The sequence below is a fragment of the Pseudogulbenkiania subflava DSM 22618 genome (genome assembly GCF_900177275.1).
Lineage (GTDB): Bacteria > Pseudomonadota > Gammaproteobacteria > Burkholderiales > Chromobacteriaceae > Pseudogulbenkiania > Pseudogulbenkiania subflava.
Genome location: NZ_FXAG01000017.1, coordinates 81,733 through 104,130, shown reverse-complemented (window position 1 = coordinate 104,130; position 22,398 = coordinate 81,733). Strand labels below are relative to the sequence as shown.

The 22,398-nt window shown below is 62.3% G+C and carries 19 protein-coding genes and 1 tRNA gene; 6 read left to right on the top strand and 14 right to left on the bottom strand.

Annotated features, from left to right (window positions below; genetic code table 11):
* Position 1: 1 nt before the first annotated feature.
* A tRNA-Asp gene (locus tag B9N72_RS14980) sits at positions 2-78 on the top strand.
* Between the two features lie 96 nt (positions 79-174).
* Here B9N72_RS14980 and B9N72_RS14975 read toward each other — a convergent pair.
* From B9N72_RS14975 to pmbA, 4 genes are all read right to left on the bottom strand, one after another.
* A complete protein-coding gene (locus B9N72_RS14975) occupies positions 175-666 on the bottom strand; it encodes a disulfide bond formation protein B (protein ID WP_085277106.1) in 492 nt (163 codons plus the stop codon).
* A 54-nt stretch (positions 667-720) separates the two neighbouring features.
* A complete protein-coding gene (locus tag B9N72_RS14970; protein WP_085277105.1) occupies positions 721-1,866 on the bottom strand; it encodes a patatin-like phospholipase family protein in 1,146 nt (381 codons plus the stop codon).
* Positions 1,867-1,929: 63 nt separating this feature from the next.
* The gene (locus tag B9N72_RS14965; protein ID WP_085277104.1) at positions 1,930-2,547 is read right to left on the bottom strand and encodes a DNA-3-methyladenine glycosylase family protein; all 618 of its coding nucleotides are present in this window, start codon (positions 2,545-2,547) and stop codon (positions 1,930-1,932) included.
* Entirely contained in the window at positions 2,544-3,890 is a 1,347-nt protein-coding gene (pmbA, locus tag B9N72_RS14960) for a metalloprotease PmbA (protein ID WP_085277103.1), read from the bottom strand. Before pmbA ends, B9N72_RS14965 begins: the two co-directional genes overlap by 4 nt.
* Positions 3,891-3,987: 97 nt before the next feature.
* On the opposite strand from pmbA, the gene yjgA reads away from it, so the two are divergent.
* The 5 genes from yjgA to B9N72_RS14935 all read left to right on the top strand — a co-directional run bounded on the left by yjgA (position 3,988) and on the right by B9N72_RS14935 (position 8,643).
* Positions 3,988-4,533 (top strand): ribosome biogenesis factor YjgA, encoded by a 546-nt coding sequence (yjgA, locus tag B9N72_RS14955; protein ID WP_085277102.1) that lies wholly within the window; start codon positions 3,988-3,990, stop codon positions 4,531-4,533.
* A complete protein-coding gene (mog, locus tag B9N72_RS14950; protein ID WP_085277101.1) occupies positions 4,530-5,111 on the top strand; it encodes a molybdopterin adenylyltransferase in 582 nt (193 codons plus the stop codon). Before yjgA ends, mog begins: the two co-directional genes overlap by 4 nt.
* Positions 5,111-6,073 (top strand): YheT family hydrolase, encoded by a 963-nt coding sequence (locus B9N72_RS14945; protein ID WP_085277100.1) that lies wholly within the window; start codon positions 5,111-5,113, stop codon positions 6,071-6,073. The genes mog and B9N72_RS14945 overlap by 1 nt, the downstream gene beginning before the upstream one ends.
* Before the next feature lie 19 nt (positions 6,074-6,092).
* Positions 6,093-6,887, top strand: coding sequence for an indole-3-glycerol phosphate synthase TrpC (gene trpC / locus B9N72_RS14940; RefSeq protein ID WP_085277099.1), 795 nt, complete (start codon positions 6,093-6,095; stop codon positions 6,885-6,887).
* 238 nt (positions 6,888-7,125) lie between these two features.
* The gene (locus tag B9N72_RS14935) at positions 7,126-8,643 is read left to right on the top strand and encodes a PilZ domain-containing protein (RefSeq protein WP_085277098.1); all 1,518 of its coding nucleotides are present in this window, start codon (positions 7,126-7,128) and stop codon (positions 8,641-8,643) included.
* Between the two features lie 64 nt (positions 8,644-8,707).
* Here B9N72_RS14935 and B9N72_RS14930 read toward each other — a convergent pair whose 3' ends face one another.
* From B9N72_RS14930 to B9N72_RS14885, 10 genes are all read right to left on the bottom strand, one after another.
* Entirely contained in the window at positions 8,708-9,910 is a 1,203-nt protein-coding gene (locus tag B9N72_RS14930) for an acetyl-CoA C-acyltransferase (protein WP_085277097.1), read from the bottom strand.
* A gap of 192 nt (positions 9,911-10,102) precedes the next feature.
* Positions 10,103-12,478 carry a 3-hydroxyacyl-CoA dehydrogenase/enoyl-CoA hydratase family protein gene (locus tag B9N72_RS14925; protein WP_085277096.1) on the bottom strand — a complete coding sequence of 792 codons (2,376 nt, stop codon included), beginning with the start codon at positions 12,476-12,478 and terminating at the stop codon, positions 10,103-10,105.
* A gap of 114 nt (positions 12,479-12,592) precedes the next feature.
* Positions 12,593-14,053: an OmpP1/FadL family transporter gene (locus B9N72_RS14920; protein ID WP_085277095.1), complete on the bottom strand. Its 1,461-nt coding sequence runs from the start codon at positions 14,051-14,053 to the stop codon at positions 12,593-12,595.
* A gap of 194 nt (positions 14,054-14,247) precedes the next feature.
* The gene (locus B9N72_RS14915) at positions 14,248-14,706 is read right to left on the bottom strand and encodes an acyl-CoA thioesterase (RefSeq protein WP_234986000.1); all 459 of its coding nucleotides are present in this window, start codon (positions 14,704-14,706) and stop codon (positions 14,248-14,250) included.
* A gap of 22 nt (positions 14,707-14,728) precedes the next feature.
* A complete protein-coding gene (locus B9N72_RS14910; RefSeq protein WP_085277094.1) occupies positions 14,729-17,182 on the bottom strand; it encodes an acyl-CoA dehydrogenase in 2,454 nt (817 codons plus the stop codon).
* A gap of 117 nt (positions 17,183-17,299) precedes the next feature.
* Positions 17,300-17,983 (bottom strand): TetR/AcrR family transcriptional regulator, encoded by a 684-nt coding sequence (locus tag B9N72_RS14905; protein WP_234985999.1) that lies wholly within the window; start codon positions 17,981-17,983, stop codon positions 17,300-17,302.
* 150 nt (positions 17,984-18,133) lie between these two features.
* Positions 18,134-19,318: an O-succinylhomoserine sulfhydrylase gene (locus B9N72_RS14900; protein ID WP_085277092.1), complete on the bottom strand. Its 1,185-nt coding sequence runs from the start codon at positions 19,316-19,318 to the stop codon at positions 18,134-18,136.
* 138 nt (positions 19,319-19,456) lie between these two features.
* Positions 19,457-20,992 (bottom strand): amidophosphoribosyltransferase, encoded by a 1,536-nt coding sequence (purF, locus tag B9N72_RS14895; RefSeq protein WP_085277091.1) that lies wholly within the window; start codon positions 20,990-20,992, stop codon positions 19,457-19,459.
* A gap of 28 nt (positions 20,993-21,020) precedes the next feature.
* Entirely contained in the window at positions 21,021-21,578 is a 558-nt protein-coding gene (locus B9N72_RS14890; protein WP_085277090.1) for a CvpA family protein, read from the bottom strand.
* Between the two features lie 6 nt (positions 21,579-21,584).
* Complete coding sequence (locus B9N72_RS14885) at positions 21,585-22,397, bottom strand: SPOR domain-containing protein (protein WP_085277089.1); 813 nt, start codon at positions 22,395-22,397, stop codon at positions 21,585-21,587.
* Between the last annotated feature and the right edge of the window lies 1 nt (position 22,398).

The following is a 22,398-nucleotide window of genomic DNA, read 5'->3' as shown; positions in this document are numbered from 1 at the left end:
TGGAGTGGTAGTTCAGTTGGTTAGAATACCGGCCTGTCACGCCGGGGGTCGCGGGTTCGAGTCCCGTCCACTCCGCCAACAATAGAAAAGCAGCCTTCGGGCTGCTTTTTTGTTTTCCAGGCACTTCAAACCTCGGGCAGGGCGACCAAACCGATCGCCCTGCCCCTCCGAGGCTTACTTCTTGGTAAAGAAAGCCTTCGCCAACAATACCAGAACCAGCGCAAAGAACACCCCGGTCCAGAACGGCATCGACATGCCGAGGAATGTCCAGTCAATCTTGGCGCACTCGCCGCTGCCCTTGAGCACCTTGGACAACACATTGCTCATCGGCATGGTTTCCAGCATGTAATCCAGACCGGGACCGCAGGACGGGACCTGGTCGGCCGGCAGGTGTTGCAGCCAGACATGGCGCACCGATACGGCTCCTCCCGCCAGCGCGGCGATGGCCGTGAGGCCAGCCCATAGCCGCCCACCGGTCTGGCCAGGGTTATGGATTGCCGCCAGCAGGGCGATGCCCCCCACCGACATCACGCCGATACGCTGGAAGATGCAGAGCGGACAAGGTTCCAGGCCCCAGACGTGCTGAGCGTACAAGGCAAAACCGATGGCCGCGGCGCACGCCAGCGCGATCAGAAGAAAAATGCTTCGGCGACTATTCAGTCCCATTCCATACCCTTTACATAAAAAGAAACACAAACGCTATCGGAACTGTCGACCTGGTCAAAGTTCCAGAAACTCGCCGATCGCCTGCTTTTGATTGAGCACGTCCTTGTAGCCCAAGGCGATCAGTTCACGGCAGTACTCGGGTTCGAACAACAAATAGCTGGCCAACACGCTACCGCGCTTGCGCGTGGCCCCAGCCCCCTGCATGACGAAACGCATCACCCGGGGGAATCGCCCGCTATGACGATAGGCAATTTCCTCCAGGGAACGACTGGGGTTCAGCACAAACGCCTCGACCCGGCGCAGCGGGGTCTGATCGGCCAGTTCGGGGTAGGCCTGCAGCAGGGAGACGGTATGGTTGATGCGCAGCAGACGCTCCATGTCGGATGACAGGCTATCGAGAAACACGCTATCCAGCAGATGGCCAAAAATCTGCGCCGGCGACGGAGCGATTCCTCCCCCACCCTGCCGGCGTTCGGCGTGAGCGACGTCCCGTCCCCCAACCCCGACGATGAACAGCTTCTCGGCCCCCATGTGCAAGGCAGGTGACAATGGCGCCATCTGCCTGACGGCGCCATCGCAGTAGTAACGGTTGCCGACCTGGGCCGAAGGAAAGATCAAGGGAATAGCCGAGGTGGCCATCAGGTGATCGACACCGAGCGTCTCACGCACGCCGACGCGACGGTAGCGCGACCAGGGCTGAATGCTGTCGTCCCCCTGGAAAAAGGTCTCCGACATGCCGGAGCTGTAGCAGGAAGCGGTCAGCGCCACTGCGCGCAGTGCGCCGGCACGAATGGATTGCTCGATCCCTTCGAATTGCATGACGCTGGAGAGCAGTTCGCGCAGGGCCGAATTGTCGAGAAAACTGCGCGGATTGGTCCAGACCCGTCCACCGCTCAATACCGAGACACCAAAATGCAGGAAGGTCTTGAGGAAGTAGGCCAGACTCGGGTCGTAGATGTACTCGATGTGCACCTGCTTCCAGACCTGCGCCAGGTAACCTGCGGCACGGCGGAAATCGGTAGCGCCGGCGGCCATGGCCACCGCGTTCACAGCGCCGGCAGACGTGCCGGAAATAATCGGAAAAGGATTGCGGGAAGGATCCGGCAGCAGCTTGGACAGGGCCAGCATCGCTCCGGCCTGATAGGCAGCACGCGCCCCGCCTCCCGACAGGATCAGCGCAACAGTGGGTTTGCCCGACATGGCGGCACCTCTTCAGGATGCTTCAAATAAGCAGTCTCGCCTTCACCATCCATCCCGAAGTCGTCAATACACCACTTCCTGCGGCTCGACGTGACGCCACAAGTACCAGCTGGCCACGCTGCGCCATGGCCGCCAGCGTTCGCCCAGCTCGCGCAGGGCGGCCGGGGTTGGCCGAAGCCCGTCCAGGTATAACCCGGACACCGCACGCTGCAGGCCGATGTCGTCGACGGCCCAGACATCGGGTCGCGCCAGATGGAAAATCAGGAACATTTCCGCCGTCCAGCGGCCGATACCGCGTACGGCAACCAGTTCCCGGATGATGTCCTCGTCGTCAAGCACCGGGAACGACTGCGGATCGATACGGCCATCGGCAAAATGCCCAGCCAGATCCTGCACGTAGTCGGCCTTGCGCGCCGACAGCCCGACCTGTCGCAGGGCATCGACCGGCGCAGCCAGGATGCTGTCCGGGCTGTCGCAGCGGACCACTGCCGACAACCGACCCCAGATGGCGTCGGCCGCCTTCAGCGAAATCTGCTGGCCGACAATGGCTCGCAGCAGGGTTTCGAAGGGTTGTCCGCGCGTCACCAGCCGGGAGCCGGGAAAGCGTGCGATCAGCCCGGCCATGACCGGATCGGCTTCGGCCAACCCTTCACAAGCAGCCTGCCACTCGGTCGGCGTCATGCCCCCTGGCCTGCCACCATCATCGACTCGATCAGGATGGAGCCCACATGTTTGGCCCCGCGCACCAGCACGTCGTCACCGATGCCCACCACCTGCCGGAGCATGTCGCGCAGATTGCCGGCGATGGTGATCTCCTCCACCGCATGGGCAATGACGCCGTTCTCCACCCAAAAACCCGCGGCGCCGCGCGAGTAATCGCCGGTCAGCGTATTCACGCCGTGGCCGAGCAATTCGGTGACCAGCAGCCCGGTTCCCATCTTGCTCAGCAAATCGTCGAAACTGTCGCCGGTGGAATGCACAATGAGATTGTGCGGCCCGCCGGCATTGCCGGTGGTTTCCATGCCGAGCTTGCGCGCCGAATAGCTACTGAGCATGTAGCCCTTCAGTACGCCTTTGTCCACCAGCCGGCGGGCGCAGGTTTCCACCCCCTCGCTGTCGAAGGGGCTGCTGCCGAAGCCACGCAGCAGGAAGGGGTCCTCATCGATCACGACGCAAGGCGAGCACACCGGTTTGCCGAGGCTGTCGAGCAGGAAGCTCGATTTGCGGTAGAGCGCGCCGCCGCTGATGGCGGACACCAGATGGCCGATCAGCGACGCCGCCACCGGCGCCTCGAACAGCACCGGATACTGGCCCGTCGTGATACGGCGGGCATTGAGGCGACGTACCGTGCGTTCGCCGGCGCGGGCGCCGACCTGCATCGCGCTCTCCAGATCCTCGCGGTGGCGAGCGGCACTGTACCAATAGTCGCGCTGCATCGACTCGCCTTCGCTCGCGACCACCGCCGCTGACAGGCTGTGGCGCGACGAGGGGAAGCCACCGACAAAGCCATGGCTGTTGGCATAGATGAACTGACTTTGCTGGGTGGAGACCGTGGCGCCTTCCGAATTGCTGATGCGGCTATCTACCGCCCGTGCCGCCTGCTCGCACTCGCGCGCAAGTTCGATCGCCTCGGCCACCGGCAAGGCCCACGGATGGTACAGCGCCAGATCGGGGAAATCGGTGGCGAGCAAGGACGACTCGGCCAGGCCGGCGCAATCGTCCGCGGCGGTGAAACGGGCGATGTTGACGGCAGCGCCGACCGTATCGGCCAAGGCCGTTGCGGTGAAATCGGAGGTGCTGGCGTGGCCCTTCTTCTGACCGAAATACACCGTGACATCGACACCCTTGTCCTGGTTGTATTCGATGGTTTCCACCTCGCCGAGGCGAACGCTCACCGATTGCCCCGTGCCTTCGGAAATGTCCACCTCGCAGGCGGTTGCGCCCTGCTGGCGCGCCAGTTCCAGCACCTGCGCGGCGAGGCTTTCGAGGTGACTGCGGGTATAGCTGAAAGTGGTATCAGACATAGACTCTTTCACTGTTATCGGACGGCCGGATCAAGAACCGCCGGTCTAGGCTTTTCCGGTATCATACCAGCCTTGAAATATGAAGAGCTCGACAACGATGACCGATTACTTGAACGATAGTGCGGATCAGGAATTCAGCAAAACCCGCCGCAAGAAAGAAATGATCGCCCTGCAGGAGTTGGGCGAGGAATTGCTGCAACTCTCCAACGACCGTCTCAAGCAGATGACCCTGCCGGAAAACCTCGTGGAAGCCATTCGCGAGTACAAGCGCATCTCCTCCCATGGCGCACGCAACCGGCAAGAGCAATACATCGGCAAGCTGATGCGCGATATCGATCCCGAGCCGATCCGCCAGCAACTGGCGGTGATCCGCGGCGAATCGGCCGAGCATACCGGCTGGCTTCACCTCCTGGAGCGCTGGCGCGAACGTCTGATGAGCGATGACAAGATGCTTGCCAGCTTTATTGCGGACTATCCTGAAAGTGACGCCCAGTACTTGCGCACGCTGATCCGCAACGCGCGCAAGGAACAACAGGACAACAAGCCGCCGAAATCCTTCCGACTGCTGTTCCAGGCGCTCAAGGAAATCATCCCGGAACCGGGCAAGCCGACCGGGCAGCAAACCGAGGAACACGAAGAATGACACTGAAAATCGGCCTGGTTTCCATTTCCGACCGCGCCAGCCAGGGCGTGTACGAGGACAAGGGGATTCCGGCGTTGCAGGAGTGGTTCGCCGGCGCCCTGAGCAGCCCGTTCACCACGCTGACCCGGCTGATTCCGGATGAGCAGCCGGTGATCGAAGCCACGTTGCGCGCACTGGTCGACGACGAAGGCTGCCAGCTGGTGCTGACCACCGGCGGCACCGGCCCCGCGCTGCGCGACGTCACTCCCGAAGCGACCCTGGCGGTGGCTGACCGCGTGATGCCCGGCTTTGGCGAACAAATGCGCCAGATCAGCCTGAAGTTCGTGCCGACCGCCATCCTGTCGCGCCAGGTGGGGGTGATCCGCAAACAATCGCTGATCCTCAACCTGCCGGGCCAGCCCAAGGCCATCAAGGAAACCCTCGAAGGCCTGCGGGACAGCGAAGGCAGTGTCGTCGTCCCGGGCATTTTCGCGGCCGTACCCTACTGCCTCGACCTGATCGGCGGCCCCTACGTCGAGACGCAGGAGGCAGTGGTCAAGGCTTTCCGACCGAAATCCGCGCAGAAACCGGTGCCGTAATGCACTACGAGGCCCCCCTCTGGCTCAAGGGTGGCCACGCCCAGACGGTGTGGCCGGCCCTGTTCATCCATCTGCCGCGCCCGCCGTACCGGCGCGAAGTATGGAGCACGCCGGATGGGGGCGAGATCGCCGTCGACTGCATCGATGGCGATGGCGGCGCCCCTCTGGTGGTGCTGTTCCATGGATTGGAGGGGGACAGCGACAGCCATTACGCGAAGGCGCTGATGCTGGAGGTCCAGGCACGTGGTTGGCACGGCGTCGTGCCACACTTTCGTGGCTGCGGTGGTATCAGCAACACTCTGCGCCGCGCCTACCACGCCGGCGACTCGGCCGAAATCGGCTGGATTCTGCAAAGGTTGGCCGAAAGCCACGCCGTGGTGCTCACCGCCGGCGTCTCGATCGGCGGCAACATGTTGCTGAAGTATCTGGGCGAGCACGGCCGCCGCGCCCTGCCGCTCGCCGCCGCCGCCATCTCGGTTCCGGTGGACCTCGCCGCCGCCAGCGCACAGCTCGACCACGGCCTTGGCAAGGTGATCTACACCCGCATGTTCATGGCCACCCTCAAGCCCAAGGCGCGCGAGCAGCTTGCCCTCCACCCCGGCCTGTTCGACGCCTACAAGCTGGACCGCGCCAAGACCTTCCGCGAATTCGACAACCTTGTCACGGCACCAATACATGGGTACCGTGATGCCTTTGATTACTGGGACCGCGCCAGCAGCAAGCCCTTCCTGAGCCGGATCGAAACCCCGACCCTGGTGCTGAACGCCAAGAACGACCCCTTCCTTCCTCCCAGCGCCCTGCCCCTGCCGCAGGACACCAGCCGCTGGGTGACGCTGGAACAGCCGGAAGAAGGGGGACACGTCGGCTTTCCCACCGGGCGGTTCCCCGGCCAGCTCGACTGGCTGCCCAAGCGCCTGCTGGCCTACTTCGACCAACAGCTCGCCGCCGGTCCGACGCCCTAACTGAGAGATTGCCATCACGATGTCCGACATCCTGAAGACCATCATAGCCACCAAGCACATCGAAGTGGCCGACTGCCTGAAAACCCGTTCCCTTGCGGACATCCGCGCCGACGCTGAAGCACGCCGCAATGATCGCCGCGACTTTGTGGCCGCGATGCGCACCAAGCATGCGGCAGGACAGGCTGCCGTCATCGCTGAAGCCAAAAAGGCCAGCCCGAGCAAGGGCGTGATCCGTGCCGACTTCGACCCCGCCGCCATTGCCAGAAGCTACGCCGATCACGGCGCGGCCTGCCTGTCGGTACTGACCGACCGTCAATACTTCCAGGGCAGCGCCGAGTATCTGCAGGCTGCCCGTGCCGCCTGCGCGCTGCCGGTGCTGCGCAAGGACTTCATGGTCGACGAGTACCAGATCTACGAAGCACGCGCGATGGGCGCCGACTGCATCCTGCTGATCGCCGCGGCGCTGTCGCTGTCCGAGATGCGCGCCTTTGAAGCGCTGGCGCTGGAACTGGGCATGGCGGTACTGGTCGAAGTGCACGACGAGGCCGAGCTGGAACTGGCGTTGCAACTGACCACCCCGCTGATCGGCGTCAACAACCGCAACCTGCGGACCTTCGAGGTCAGCCTCGACAACACCCTGAAGCTGCTGCCGCGTATCGGCGAAGACCGTATCGCGGTGACCGAGAGCGGCATCCGTAGCGCGGAGGACGTGCGACTGATGCGCGACCACGGCGTGCATAGCTTCCTGGTCGGCGAGGCTTTCATGCGTGAGCCGGATCCTGGCCTCGCGCTGGAGCAGCTGTTCCGCCGTTGAGGCGCCTGACCACGTTCGGCCAACGTGCTACCTTGTGGAGCCAGTTGGCCGGCACCCGCTGCGATGCAAGACGCCCTGACCCCGCCGCCCTCATCAGCACCGGCCCTCCACCGCCACGCTCCCCTGTCCACAACGGTAGTTTTACCGCTACCATTGCTTGGAACAGCTTTCACGACAAATGCAAACTAGCGTAAACTTGCCACGCAGTGGCATTCAAATTTCATAAAGCGTCACCCTCATGTTCGATTTCAAATCTCTAGTCAGCTCCCTGCTGAGCAAAGACTCACCGGAAAGCGACATCCTGCCTTCCGCTACAGTCCTTGTCAGAGATCTGCCGCAAACCGAATACTTCACTGCGACCGTCGAAATCATCAAGGCGGTCGCCAAGATCAGCGCCGACGTCAAGATGTCCCTGAAGGAGCGGGTTCGCACGCTGCTGTACATCGATGAAAAGGCTCACAGCATCCAGCGCCGCCTGCGCAACGACTACCTCGACCAGAAGCCCGGCAGCAAGAACTACCTCCCCACCATCCTCGCCTACTGGCACGAACTGGCCAATGCCTATCACATCTGTGTGCGCCTGGCCGAAAAATCCAACGGTTCCTCGCTCGGCGACGAGCTGGCCCTGGTAACGCTGCGTGGTTTGAATTACCAGAAGCAACTCGTCACCTGGAGCGCCATGCGCTACCTGAAGCCGGAAGCGACGGTGTGGCAGCAGGCCTACCGGTTCTACCAGTACGCGGAAGCGCATGACTTTTCCCGCACGCCGATGCGGCTGTTCGAGGACCACCCCTGGGAAGTCAGCTGCGAAACCGTATTGATACACGCCTGCATGATGCACCTGGCGCAGACCGACAATATGCAGCAGACGGAGATCCTCGCGACCGACCGGCTGCTGAATATCCTGTGTCAGCCCTTGAAGCTCGATTTTCAGCCGCAGCCGAAGCGCACCGTGTTCCTCGTCAACCTGGCCTTGCCGGAGCCCCCGCGCCGCATGCTGCGCGGCATGGCCGGCAAGGACTGCCGCTACTGGAATACCGAACAGGTGACCCAAAAGCTGGCCGACCTGATGTTCGATCTGGACCAGCGCCTCCCCTCCGCGCTGGCCAATTTCGGTCTGGGGCTCACCCAGAAGGACTGGTCTACCATCTGCGAAAAACTGGCGGTGCGCTGGTCCGACGATGGCGGGAAATCCCACCGCAAGGCCGAGCGCTCGCCCAAACTCGAATCGGCCACGGTCGACATCGGCTTCGAACGCATCGCCTACCTGACCAAGGTGCAGGACGATGACCGCGCAGCCCCACCTGAGAATGACGATTGGCGTATTACCGATTACAGCGCCACCGGGTTGGGCCTGACCTATCTTGGCAAGAGTGTCGAAGAGTTGGCACTGGGCCGGCTGATCCGGGTCAGCTCGCTGTCGCATTCGGACGCCCTGGGCATCATTCGCCGCCTGTCCCGCCACAAGAACGGTACTCTGGTCGGCGTGGAAATCCTCGGCACCCAGCCCGCCGGCATCACCCTGATCGAGCCCGACAGCCCGGACAGCACCCCGGCCAGCGCTCTCTATATCACCCAGTTGAACTCTACCAAGAGCCAGCGCTGGTTCCTGATTCCCAAGGCACTCGCCGAACCGGGACGGGAACTGCATCTGGTCGCACAGGGCAAGACCTACAAGATACGACTCAAGTCCCCCAGCCAGGAGTTACAGGAGTGTGCCCACATCGACTTCGACACGCTGGCCAAACTCGAATAGCCATCGTCTTCAATAAAAAAACGCCAGCACAGTGTGCTGGCGTTTTTCTTTGCGGGCATGCCGCTCAGAACACTTCCAGAATACCCGCCGCGCCCATGCCGGTGCCGATGCACATTGTCACCATGCCGTAGCCTTTCAGCCCCTGATCACGCATGCCATGAACCAGCGTCGCCGTGCGGATGGCGCCAGTCGCCCCCAGCGGGTGGCCGAGCGCGATGGCACCGCCGTGCGGGTTGACCCGCGCCGTATCCAGCTCAAGATCGCGGATGACCGCCAGCGCCTGGGCGGCGAACGCCTCGTTCAACTCGATCCACTTGAGCTCCTCCTGCCCGATGCCAGCCTGGCGGCAAGCCGCCGGAATGGCTTCTTTCGGGCCGATCCCCATGATGGCCGGCGGCACGCCCTTGACCGCAAACGTCACATAGCGGCCGAGCGGAGTGAGGTTGAATTCCTTCAGTACCTTTTCCGATACCAGGATCACTGCGCCAGCACCGTCGGACATCTGCGAGCTGTTGCCCGCCGTCACCGAGCCCTTGGCGTCGAACACCGTTTTCAGCTTGGCCAGACCTTCCGGCGAGGTATCGCGTCGCGGGCCTTCGTCGGTGTCCAGTACGCGGGTCTTGCTGATCACTTCGCCGGTGTCCAGGTTCGGCGTACGGTAGGTCACGTCCAGCGGCGTAATTTCGTTCTTGAACTTGCCGCCGTCTATCGCTGCGACGGCGCGGCGGTGAGACTCCACCGCAAACGCATCCTGGTCCTCGCGTGACACATTCCACTGCTGCGCCACTTTCTCGGCGGTCAGCCCCATGCCGTAGGCGATGGCATAATTTTCATCCTTGGCAAAAATGGCCGGGTTCAGCGACACCTTGTTGCCCATCATCGGCACCATCGACATCGACTCGGCACCGGCGGCAATGACCACGTCGGCCTCACCCATGCGGATGCGGTCGGCTGCGATCTGCACCGCGTTGATGCCGGACGAGCAGTAACGGTTGACGGTGATGCCGCCCACGGTGTCCGGCAGGCCGGCCAGCAGCACGCCGATGCGTGCCATATTCAGCCCCTGCTCGGCCTCCGGGAAGGCGCAGCCCACCACGCAGTCGGAAATCCGGCTCGGGTCCAGCGTCGGCACCTGAGCCAGTGCGCCGGTGATGACGTGAGCCAGCATATCGTCCGGGCGGACGTGGCGCATCATGCCGCGCGGCGCCTTGCCGACCGGGGTGCGCGTTACCGCGACGATGTAAGCTTCCTGTACTTGTTTAACCATGTTTGCAATTCTCCTGAGAGCAGACTGGACAAGCTCCTCGCCAGTCTGCCGGTGTTCTGGCTGCGGTCAGCGCTTGCGGAAGAATCCGTTGCGAGCGGGCCGAGGTCCAAGCGAGGAACGCAGCTGTACAAGTGGTACAGCGAGTACCGCAACTTGGAGATCGGCACGCGCAGCAGGATTATTCCCAAGCGATCAGTTGCGCAGCGGTTTGCCGGTCGTGAGCATATTGGCGATACGATCCTGGGTCTTGGAATTCTTCAAGAGCTGCATGAAGGCCTTGCGCTCCAGGTCGAGAATCCATTGTTCGTCGACTTCGGTACCGGCCTCGAGATCGCCCCCGGTCATCACGTCGGCAATCAGCGAAGCGATGGTAAAGTCGTGCTCGCTGATGAAGTGCCCCTCCAGCATATTGACCAACTGCCCCTTGATCGATGCCGCACCGCTCCGGCCGGCTACCGCGAAACACTTGATCTTGAGCGGCGGACGGTAGCCCGCTTCGGCCAAGGTCAGCGCCTGCTGCTTGGCCACGTAGAGCAGCTCGTAGGCGTTGAACACCACGCAGTCGCTCTTGCGCAGGAAGCCGATCTCTTGCGCCTCGAGCGCGCTGGTGGCGACTTTGGCGGTGGCAATCGCCATAAAGTAATCCTTCAGCGCCGCCAGCACATCACCCCTGGCCTCCTGGGACGCCCGCAGGGCAAATTCCTTGCAGCCGCCACCGCCCGGCAGCAGGCCGACACCCACCTCGACCAGACCGATATACGACTCCAGCGCGGCCACCACGCGGTCGCAGTGCATGACGAACTCGCAGCCGCCGCCGAACGCGTAGCCCTGGGTTGCTGCAACGGTCGGAATCTGGCTGTAGCGCAGGCGCATGGACGTGGCCTGGAAGCGGTTGACGATGCCGTCGATGCTGTCCCAATCGCCCATCATGAACGCCGGTAGCATCGACTGCAGATCGGCTCCGGCCGAGAACGGCTCTTCGGTCTGCCAGAGCACCAGGCCCTTGAAACGGGCCTCGGCGATATTGATCGCCTGATTGAGCCCTTCCAGCACGTCCGGACCGATGGTGTGGGCCTTGGTCTTGAACGACACCACCAGGATGTCGTCGCCGGTGGTGAAGGCACGCACGCCGTCGTTCTCGAACACCGTCTCGCCCAACGGCGCCGTTGCCTCGCCAAGCAGCTTGGCAGGCGCCAGCTGGCGTTGGTAGACGTCCAGCGTAGAGCGGCCAAGCAGGCGCGCCCCGGCGGCATCGTACGAACCCTGGGCAAAGTGCACGCCGGCTCGATCGGACTCCAGCACCCAGGCCGGAAGGTTGGCCGAAGCCAGCGCCTTGCCGGCTTTGACCTCCTCGTCGATCCACTGCGCCACCTGCTGCCAGCCGGCCGCCTGCCAAGTCTCGAACGGGCCGACGCTCCAGCCGAAACCCCAGCGAATGGCAAAGTCCACATCGCGTGCGCAATGGGCGATATCGCCCAAGTGGAAGCCGATGTAATGGAATACATCGCGGAAGCAAGCCCACAGGAACTGCGCCTGCGGATGACTGCTGGCGCGCAGCTTGCGGAATTTCTCCGCCGGATCGGCAATCTTCAGGATGTCCTTGACGGCATCATCCCCCTTCTCGCCCGCGCCCACGTACTCGCCCTTGAGCGGATCGAGCACGAACATCTTCTTGCCGTCTTTCTTGTAGATGCCGAGCTTGGTCTTGGCACCCAGCGCACCCGCGGCGATCAACTTCTGCAGCCACTCCGGCGATTTGAACAAAGCGTGCCACGGGTCGTTGGGCAGGGTGTCCTGCATGGTCTTCACCACGTGGGCAAAAGTATCCAGACCGACCACGTCGGCAGTGCGGAACGTGGCCGATTTCGGCCGTCCCAGGCGCGGCCCGGTCAGGTCGTCGACCACGTCGAAGCGGATGCCGAATTTCTCGGCATTGGCGATGGTAGCCAGCATCGAGAACACACCGATGCGGTTGGCGACGAAGTTCGGCGTATCCTTGGCCCGCACCACGCCCTTGCCCAGCGTGGTGACGAGAAAACGCTCGAGATTGTCGAGCATGGTCGCATCCGAGCCCAGGCACGGGATGATCTCGACCAGGTGCATGTAGCGCGGCGGGTTGAAGAAGTGCACGCCGCAGAAGCGCGCGCGCACGTCTTCCGGGCAACTTGCCGCCAGGGCATTGATCGACAAGCCGGAGGTATTGGTGGCAAAGATGGTATGCGCCCCTAGGTGCGGAGCCACCTTGCGGTACAGATCCCCCTTCCAGTCCATGCGTTCGGCGATGGCTTCGATCACCAGATCGCAGTCTTTCAACAAGGACAGGTCATCGTCGTAGTTGGCCGGCTGGATATACTGTGCCAGATCCGCCGCGGCCAGCGGCGACGGCTTGAGCTTCTTCAACCCGTCAATGGCCTTGAGGGCGATGGCATTTTTGTCCCCCTCCTTGGCCGGCAGATCGAACAGGAGCGTCGGCACCTTGGCATTGACCAGGTGGGCGGCAATCTGCGCGCCCATGACGCCGGCGCCGAGCACGGCCACCTTGCGCACAATGAATTTGGTGTGAGACATGGGTTTCCTCGTTGGTTGAACACGGTCGTGAGGCAGGCCCCTCATACCTGCCTTGCCTTGATGCAGCCGGGGCAAGGCCCGGCACTTTCTTTCACCCTTCTACGCGTGGTGCGTTTAGAAGTGGTAGTTGTACTGCATGCCAACGATCTGCAGGTTGGTCTTGTATTCGCCCTTGGTGGTTTCGCCGTTGCCGGTGCAGGATGCACCGCCAGCCGGATTGCAGCTGTCGGTATAGTTCATGTTGCCATCCTTGAAGTAGACGTAGCTGTACGCCAGGTCCACCGAAGACTGCTTGTTGAGTTTGTAGTTGGCACCTACCGAGAACCAGTAGCGGTCGCTGTCCGGCAGCGCGGGATGACGCAGGTTATCGTTCTTCACCGGAGACTGGTCGTAGGCGACGCCGGTACGCAGCAGCAAGTTGTCACTGTAGTGATAGTTCATCCCCAGAGACAGCTTGTAGGTGTTCTTCCATTGCTGGTTGATCACCAAGTCGCCCTGCGACACGCCATTGACGGTGCTCTGCTGGATTCGAATCTCGTTCAGGCGCGAGTGACGGGTCCAAGTGAGGTCGCCCATCACGTCGATCTTGTCGTTCAGTTCGTGAAAGAAGTTGGCCGAAGCGGACTCGGGAGTCACCACTTTGACGGTGGCGTTGGAGTCGGGGTGTTCCATGCCGGCCAACGTTGAAACAGACGTGGAGCCAAGGATGGGCAAACCGGTGAGTATGGCATTGGGAACCGCCCCCGTTACATTGGAGAAGTCCCAGTCCCATGTCCCCTTGAGGGTGTGGTTCACCTTGGAACGGTAGGCCAGACCGAAGCGGGTACGGTCATCCAGCTTGAACATATAACCGACGTTCCAGCCGAAACCCCAATCGTCACCGTCGACCGTGCCGGTGCCGTCGCCGCTTATGCCGTAGCTGGCCAAGGCGCCCTGAACAAGCGGACTCGTCGGCGACAGGCCCAGACGCTTGGCTGCCAACAAGGCGACGCCCGTCTTGGCGTCCGCCCCCTGCACCAGCTCGGCATCCATGTACTGCGCCGACACGCCGAAACCAAGGGATTGACGATCGTCCAGCTTGAAGGAAATGGACGGATTGATATTGATCGTTTTCATATCAAGCTTTTCCAGGCTGTAGCGGCCGGCCCAATTGCCGCCGTAATCCAGCTTGGCGCCATACGGCACGAACATGCCCAGACCGATGTGCACCCGATCGTTGAGCTGGTGGGTCAGATAAAACGATGGCGCCACGACAAAATCCGGCGCATAGGTGCCACCATTGCCACTACCGGTCGACTGGCCAAGGTAGTTGGTGGAACCGTGATCGGTATAGGACGAATCCGGGATGACAAAGGTCAGGCCGCCGGAAAACTGCGTTCCGTCGAGCAAGGACATGCCCGCCGGGTTGTAGAACAGGACCGAGGCATCCCCGGCTTCGGCGCTGTTGGCGTGTGATGCCCCCTGGCCCGAGACGCTTTGCGAGCCAAAGTGATAGCCCGAAGCCATGGCAGCAGGAACCGGCAGGCCGAACGCCAGTCCCACCATCACGGAAAAGCTGAGACTCTTGAGTTTCATGTTATCCCTCTCCTTGTATCTTTTATTTGGCTAGATGCCTCGTGGCGAGATGCACTCATATGGTGCCTACGCCTCGTCGATACTATTGAGAGCCTCTTCGCTTGTCCAGAAATTTACGATCGTTTGTTCGAAACGAACGTTTGATTCAACATAATGACAACAGTAGGCCTTACCCCTAATGGATACGCTAAAAATCAGTCAGCTTTGGACAGCAGGCGCGACTTGCCGTTGCTATCAATGGCAACAAACGTGACGATAACTTCCGTTACCAGCACCTCTTCTCCCTGCAAGCGCTCGGCCAGCACGCAAATCTTGAACGTCAGCGATTTCTGCCCGACACGCAATGTGTCCACATACAGGCTGACGGTATCCCCCACCTGGATCGGGGCGGCAAACTGGAAGGCATTGACCGCAACCGTGGTCACCGGCCCTTTCGACAAGCGCTCGGCAACCATGCTGCCCGCCATGTCGATCTGCCCCATCAACCACCCGGCCTGAACCTGGCCATAGGCGTTGGTACTGGATGGCAGGGCCCTGACTCGCAGGGTCGGGATGCGGGCTTGCGATGTATTCATAGGGTTGTACTCCAACACAGGGTCGCTCCGGGAAATGACTCTTGGGAAGAAAACCGTTTCCCGGACGAACCGGTCCATTAGCAGAACCGGTCCTGGATGATCAGAAAATCAGGCGCTCGAGCAAGGCTTCGTCATGCTGGGTCAGCGAGCTGTCGAAATCATCGACCATGATGACGTCCCGCTTGAGCTTGCGTGCGCGCGTGACCGCGTCGAACTCGGCCTGAGTCAGCAGGCCGGCATGCAGGGCTTCGGCCAACCTGTCGCGTGCCGTGATCGTGACAAACCGGCCCTCGCGGGCCCACTTCCGCAGCCGGTGCTCGATAGGCTCGGTCTCGACGATAGCCCGCAGCGCCGGGGCGAGCACCCCGACCGCATCGCGCTCGTCCTGCGGCACGTACATGCCATGAGTCAGTCGGGCGCGGGTTCCGCCCTCCTCCATCATGGCACGCACGACAAGGGTACCCATCTTGTCGCCGGCCGGCTTGTGCGTCAGCCCCCACGGAAAAATCACCCGGCGCAACACGAACGACAATATCCGATTCGGCAGGTTGGCCAGGAAACCGTCCATCGCCTGCTGCAACTCGTAGATCGCGTTTTCCACCGCCCACTGCAACACCGGCAAATCCTCCTGCGGTGCCCCGTCGCGCTCGAAGCGCTTCAGGCAGGCCGAGGCGATATACAGATTCGACAGCATGTCGCCGAGCCGAGCCGATAGTTTCTCACGGAATTTGAGCGAACCGCCAAGGCTGAGCATAGCCATGTCCGACAACAGAGCGAAGGCCGTGGAGAAACGAGTCAGTTGCCGATAATAGCGTGCCGTAGCCCCCGCTTTGGGCGACATCGTCAGGCGACTGCCGGTCAAGCCCAGCCAGAAGGAACGCACCACGTTGCTAATGATGAAATTGACATGCCCGGTAATGGCCAGATCGAACTCCTTCCCATCCTCCGCCATGGCAGCCCGCATCTCGCGCAAGACGAACGGGTGACAGCGGATGGCGCCCTGGCCATAGATGATCATCGAGCGGGTCAGGATATTGGCCCCTTCCACCGTGATGGCGATCGGGATCGACTGGTAGGCTCGCGCCAGATAATTACGTGGCCCCAGCACCACGGCCTTGCCGCCATGCACGTCCATCGCGTCGTTCAGGGTTTTGCGCATGCGCTCGGTATTGTGGTACTTCAGCACCGCCGACAGCACCGAGGGCCTCTCGCCCATATCCAGGCCGGTCAGCGCCAGATCCTGCGACGCTTCCATCTGGTAGGTGTAGCCCGCGATGCGCGCCATCGCCTCGTCCACCCCTTCGAACTTGCCGATCGGCAGGCCAAACTGGTCACGAATACGGGCGTAGGCACCGGTGACGTAGGTGGCAAGCTTGCCCGAGGCAACCGACATGGCCGGCAGAGAGATGCAACGTCCCACCGACAGGCACTCCACCAGCATGCGCCAGCCTTGGCCCGCGTATTCCCGGCCGCCGATGATCCATTCCAGCGGAATGAACACGTCCTTGCCCCAGGTCGGCCCGTTCATGAAGGCGGTGCCGCCCGGCCAGTGGCGGCGTCCGATCATCACCCCTTGGTGCGCCGTCGGCACCAGGGCGCAGGTGATGCCGATCTCCACCTTGTCGCCCAGCAACCGGTCCGGATCGTACAGTTTGAAGGCCAGGCCGAGGATGGTCGCCACCGGCGCCAGCGTGATCCAACGCTTCTCCCAGCTCACACGGATGCCCAGCACGTTGTCGTGACGCTCGCCGCTACGCGGGTCGGTATAAGAACCTCGGCACACCACGCCGTAGTCCGGAATACTGCCGGCGTCGGAGCCGGCATGCGGGCTGGTCAGGGCAAAGCACGGAATCTCCAGCCCCTTGGCCAGGCGCGGCAGGAAGTAGTCCTTTTGCTCCGTGGTGCCGTAATGCTGCAGCAACTCCCCTGGCCCCAGCGAGTTGGGCACCATCACCGTGACCGCCGCCGTACCGCCGCGGGTGGCAATCTTGGTCACCACCTTGGCGTGGGCGTAATTGGAGAATTCAAGCCCGCCATACTGCTTCTTGATGATCATGCCCAGGAAGCCGTTGCTCTTGATGAACTGCCACACAGCCGGGGGCAGATCCTTGAGCTCGTGGGTGACCTGCCAGTCGTCGACCATGCGGCACAACTCTTCGGTCGGCCCGTCGAGGAAGGCCTGCTCCTCGGGCGTCAGCCGGGGCTCCGGATAAGACAGCAGCCGTTGCCAGTCCGGCTTGCCGGAGAACAGGTCGCGATCCCACCACACCGTGCCGGCGTTGATGGCCTCCTGCTCGGTCGGTGACATCGCCGGGGTAATCTTCTTGAAAAGCCGGAATAGCGGCCCGGTGAACACCGCCCGGCGCAACGGCACGCCATTGAGCACCAGCGCCAGGAGGGCAAACACGATCCAGAGCGCGGCGGGGACCTGGACATTTAGAGAGAACTGCGAGACCAGCAGCCAGCCGGCCAGACCGATGCTCCAGGCCAGAACCGTAGCACGAAAATACGCCAGCCCTCCGACCATCACGACAACAAGGACGGCAGATATCATTATGGTGTTACCTCGTGTTGACCCATCCCGACCCAGCCCCGCGCCCAAACCCCTCACAGCCTGCCTTGATGCGGTTTACCGTCACCCCGGCGGCTAACAACGGAACTGGATCGCCCCTCAGGCAGGCGAAGTCAACCCGGCAACGACAAAGGGGACCAGATGCTTGACGATCATGTCCGGGTCCCGGGCAGAAACGACCTGGCTGCGCACGAAAATCTTCAGCACATCGTTACCGGCAAAGGCATTGAACATGACGCTGAAGGCAAAGTGCATCCTCCAGGCCAGTTCCTCCGCCCCCAGCTCCGGCAGCGCCTTATGGAAAGCCACCGAGTAACGCTGGACAAACACGCTGTATTGCTGGGAGATGACTTCACGCAGCTGACGGTGGTTTTCCACCAGGGTGCGCGACAGCAGGCGGACAAACAGCGCCCCGCCGCGGGACGGGTCCTTGGACAAGGCAAGACAGGGGCGAATGAACGTCTTGACCAGTTCTTCGACTTCCAGCTTCCCGCCCTGCTGCTCCAGTTCGTCCAGTTCAGCCAGGCAACCCGAAATCAGCGGGGCAAGCCGGCGCATGAACACGGATTCGAACAGGGCATCCTTGGAACCGAAATGGTAGTTCACCGCAGCCAGATTGACTTCGGCCTGCTGCGTGATCATGCGAAGCGAGGTGGCCTCGAAACCGTGCTCGACGAACAGACGCTCGGCGACATCCTGAATGCGCGTTGCGGTATCGGGTTTGCTCGCTTCCATGATCTCTGGTGCTTTCTTTGTTTTTACGGATTGACTTGCATTGCCCATAATAGCTCTCGAACAAGCGTTTCAAACTTAAGTTTCAAATCGATTAGTGTCAAGAAAATCATCGCCCGATCAAATTCCTGCCACCTCCCGCACAAAAAAATGGCAGGCTACCTTGATAGTAGCCTGCCGTTTCAAACAAACATATAAATACTAACAGAGACCGCGTGCGATGTCGTTTTTCAGGTCGTCGACATGTTCGAGGCCCACGGCCACACGCAGCAGACCTTCGACGATGCCGGCTTTTTCCCGGGCTTCCTGGGTGATGCGGGCATGCGTCGTGGAGGCCGGATGGGTGATGGTGCTCTTCACGTCGCCCAAGTTGGCAGTGCGGGAAATGACCTCGACGCCGTCCACCAGCTGCCACGCGGCCTCGCGCCCGCCCTTCACCACGAAGGAGACGACCGCACCGCCCAGTTTCTGCTGACGCATCGCCAGCGCGTGCTGGGGATGGCTGGCGAGCCCCGGATAGAACACCCGTTCGATGGCCGGATGCGCCTCCAGCCAGCGTGCCAGTTCGAGCGCGGAGGCACATTGTTTTTCCATGCGGATGAACAGCGTCTCCATGCCGGACAGCAGCACCCAGGCATTGAATGGGGCCAGCGAAGGCCCGGCGGTGCGCACGTGCAGGTAGATCGGCTCGATCAGGGCGCTCGACCCCACCACGGCCCCGCCCAGCACCCGGCCATGACCGTCGAGGTACTTGGTGGCCGAATGCACCACCAGGTCGGCACCCAATTTCAGCGGCTGCTGCAGGGCGGGCGAACAGAAGCAGTTATCGACCACCAGCAGGGCATCGGCTTCATGGGCAATGTCGGCGATGGCGGCAATGTCGGCTACTTCGGTGAGCGGGTTGGACGGCGTTTCCAGGAAGAACAGCCGGGTAGTCGGCTTGACCGCAGCACGCCAGGCCTGCTGATCGCCGGCATCGACAAAGGTGGTTTCGATGCCGAACTTGGACAGGGTGCCGGAGAACAGGTTGATCGTGGAGCCGAACAGGCTCTGCGAGGCCACGATGTGGTCGCCCGCCTTCAGCAGGGACATCATGCACGCCTGGATCGCTGCCATGCCGCTCGCGGTAGCGATGGCCCGCTCGGCGCCTTCCAGTGCCGCCAGGCGCTCCTGAAATGCATTCACGGTCGGGTTGGTGAAGCGGGAGTAGGTGTAGCCGGGCTTTTGCCCGATGAACATCGCCGCGCCTTCTTCGGCGGTGTCGAAGGTAAAGCTGGAGGTCAGGTAGAGCCCCTGACTGTGTTCATGGAATTGGCTGGCTTCCAGTCCGGCCCGGATGGCCAGGGTCTCCGGATGCAGCGAAAGGAGGTTGTTCTTTTCAGTCATAACGTTCCACCGCTGGTTAATGCACCCGGAGCCCGGCACGCCCCTGACGAGGCCGCGGCAGCGACCCGGCAGAGGCGCGACAGGCTCCGGATGCGGGAAGAAAAATGCGCCCCCGCGGGGGCGCATGGTCAGATACGGTCAAATCAAGTTCTGCTCGGCGACGTTCAGGTTCAGATCGACCGGCTGCGCGCCTTCGACCTCTTCCTTCTGACCCTTGCCGTCACGCCGCGCGCTCTCGATGGCGTCGAGATAGGCCTCGGTGATGTCGCCGGTGATGTACTCACCGTTGAAGCACGAGGTCTCGAAGTCGCGCAGTTCGCGGTTGACACTGTGCACGGCGTCCTTCAGGGCATCCAGATCCTGATAGATCACCGCATCGGCACCGATCTCGGCGGCGATCTCTTCTTCGGTCCGGCCAGTTGCCAGGAGTTCGGCACGGGTCGGCATGTCGATGCCGTAGACGTTGGGGAAACGCACTGCTGGAGCGGCCGAGGCGAAATAGACTTTCTTGGCGCCGGCGTCGCGCGCCATCTGCACGATTTCCTTGGAAGTGGTACCGCGCACGATCGAGTCGTCCACCAAGAGCACGTTGCGGTCCTTGAACTCGCACGCCACGGGGTTGAGCTTCTGGCGCACCGACTTCTTGCGCACCGCCTGGCCCGGCATGATGAAGGTGCGGCCGATGTAACGGTTCTTGATGAAGCCTTCGCGGTACGGCAGGCCCAGGTGGTTGGCTAGCTGCAGGGCGCTGGGACGGCTGGTATCGGGAATCGGCATCACCACGTCGATATCCAGCTGCGGCAGCACGCGGCGAATCTTTTCGGCCAACGTTTCCCCCATCACGGTACGCGCCTGGTACACCGAGGCGCCATCGATCACCGAGTCGGGGCGGGCGAAGTAGACGAATTCGAACAGGCATGGCGCATGACGGGTCGGCCCCTTGCTCGGCTGGGCGTGGAAGTCGCCATCGAAACTGACGAACACGCACTCGCCCGGCTCGACGTCACGCAACACCTTGAAGCCGGAGCAATCCAGCGCCACCGACTCCGAAGCGAACATGTACTCGGTCTTGCCGTTGCTGTCGTTGGTGCCGATCACCAGCGGGCGGATGCCGTTGGGATCGCGGAACGCCACCAGCCCGTAGCCGGCGATCATCGCGACCACGGCGTAGGCGCCACGCACGCGGCGGTGGACTGCCTCGACGGCCTCGAACACCGCGTTGGTCGACAGCTCGTAACCCTCGACGCGCTGCGCCAGCTCGTGGGCAAACACGTTGAGCAGCACTTCGGAATCGGAGTTGGTGTTGATATGACGCAAGTCATAGCGGTACATGTCCGCCTTGAGCTCGTCGGTATTGGTCAGGTTGCCGTTGTGCGCGAGCACCACGCCGAACGGCGAATTGACGTAGAAAGGCTGCGCTTCGGCCAGGTTCGACGCCGAACCGGCAGTCGGGTAGCGTACGTGGCCGATACCGGCGTTACCCAGCAGCGAGCGCATGTTGCGGGTACGGAACACGTCTCTCACCATGCCACTGCCTTTGTGCATGTGAAAAGACTTCCCGTTGGCCGTCACGATGCCGGCAGCATCCTGACCCCGGTGTTGCAGCAGTTGCAGGCCGTCGTACAACAACTGATTGACGGGAGTCTGCCCGACCACGCCTAGAATTCCACACATTTCAAGTTTTCCCAACTACCAACAGAACTTAAGAATATAAAGCACGATCCGGCGACTCCTGCGCCGGACCATGCCGCAACGTTTCGCTTCGCCGCCCCGAGAAGTTCAGATGCTCCGACATCTTGGGCGGAAGCCAAGGCCGCAAGGACAACGCGGCGGCCTCGAATGGCGCGGCGAACAGGGCGTTGCGCCACATCGGCTGCTTGGGCATATCGGTCAGACCGCCCAGCAAAACCATGACCGTCACCAGGACGCCACCGCGCGCGAGGCCGAATACGGCGCCCAGCAGGCGGTTGACGGCGCCCAGGCCGATCGAATCGATCAGGCCGGTCAGCACCACGCGCAGCAGCGCCGTGACCAGCCAGACCAGGAAAAACAGGGCAATGAAGGAGGCGGCCAGACGCAATCCTTCACTCGGCAGTTCCGCCGGCAGGAAGCCGGCCAGCGTCGGCGCGAACTCCTTGGCGCACCACAGCGCCGCGATCCACGACCCCAGCGACAGCACCTCGGCCACCAGACCACGCATCAGCGCGATGATGACCGAACCCGCCAAGATGGCAATGACGATATAGTCGAAAACGGTCATTGCGTCTTATCGGCTCACGATAATGCCCGTCACACCGGCACTGGACAGTTTTTTCAGGACGCTTTCAGCCTCGGCACGGGAACCGAAGGGGCCAACCCGGACGCGGGTAACATTGCCCTTGCTGGTTTCGACCTTGCTGAAATGCGCCGTCACACCCAGCGCCGACAACCGCGACTTCAAGGCTTCGGCCTTGGCCGGGTCGGACAGCGCGGCCAACTGGATCACCACATTGCCGTTGCCCGCGGAGGGCTGGCTGTCCGCCTTGGGCGCCGACTTGGCCGGCTCGGCCTCGGCGCGCCCTTCCAGAATGGCCGCGGGATCGGATTTCTTAGGTGCCGGCGCTTCGGTTTTCTTGGGCTCCGGACGGGGTTCCGGCTTGGACTCAAGCCTGGCTTCGGCCTTGGGATGCGGCTTGGGCTCTTCCTTGACGGGCGCCTTCGCTTCGGACTTGGTCTCTGGCACGACGGCAGGCGGTCGCGGCGCGGATGGGGCAACCGGCGCCGGTGCAGCGTCATTGAGCTTGGCCGGCAACTGCGTCATCGCCGCGGCCGAGTCGGCGGCGTCCTCCAGCGGGGCGCCATCCGCACCGGCAGCAACCGCTGCTTCGGGATTCGGCGAGGCAGCGGTCGACGGCGCCTCGGGCGCTTTCTGGCCGACGATCTCGACCGACTCCGGCTTCATCTGCTGCTCCGGCACGCTGCCAACCACCTTCCACAAGACGACGGTCGACACCAGCACCAGCACGATGGCGCCGACCAGGCGGCGGCGCGCGCGCTTGCGCAGCAGAATCAGTTCCTCATGGGTGGACAGTCCGGGCATG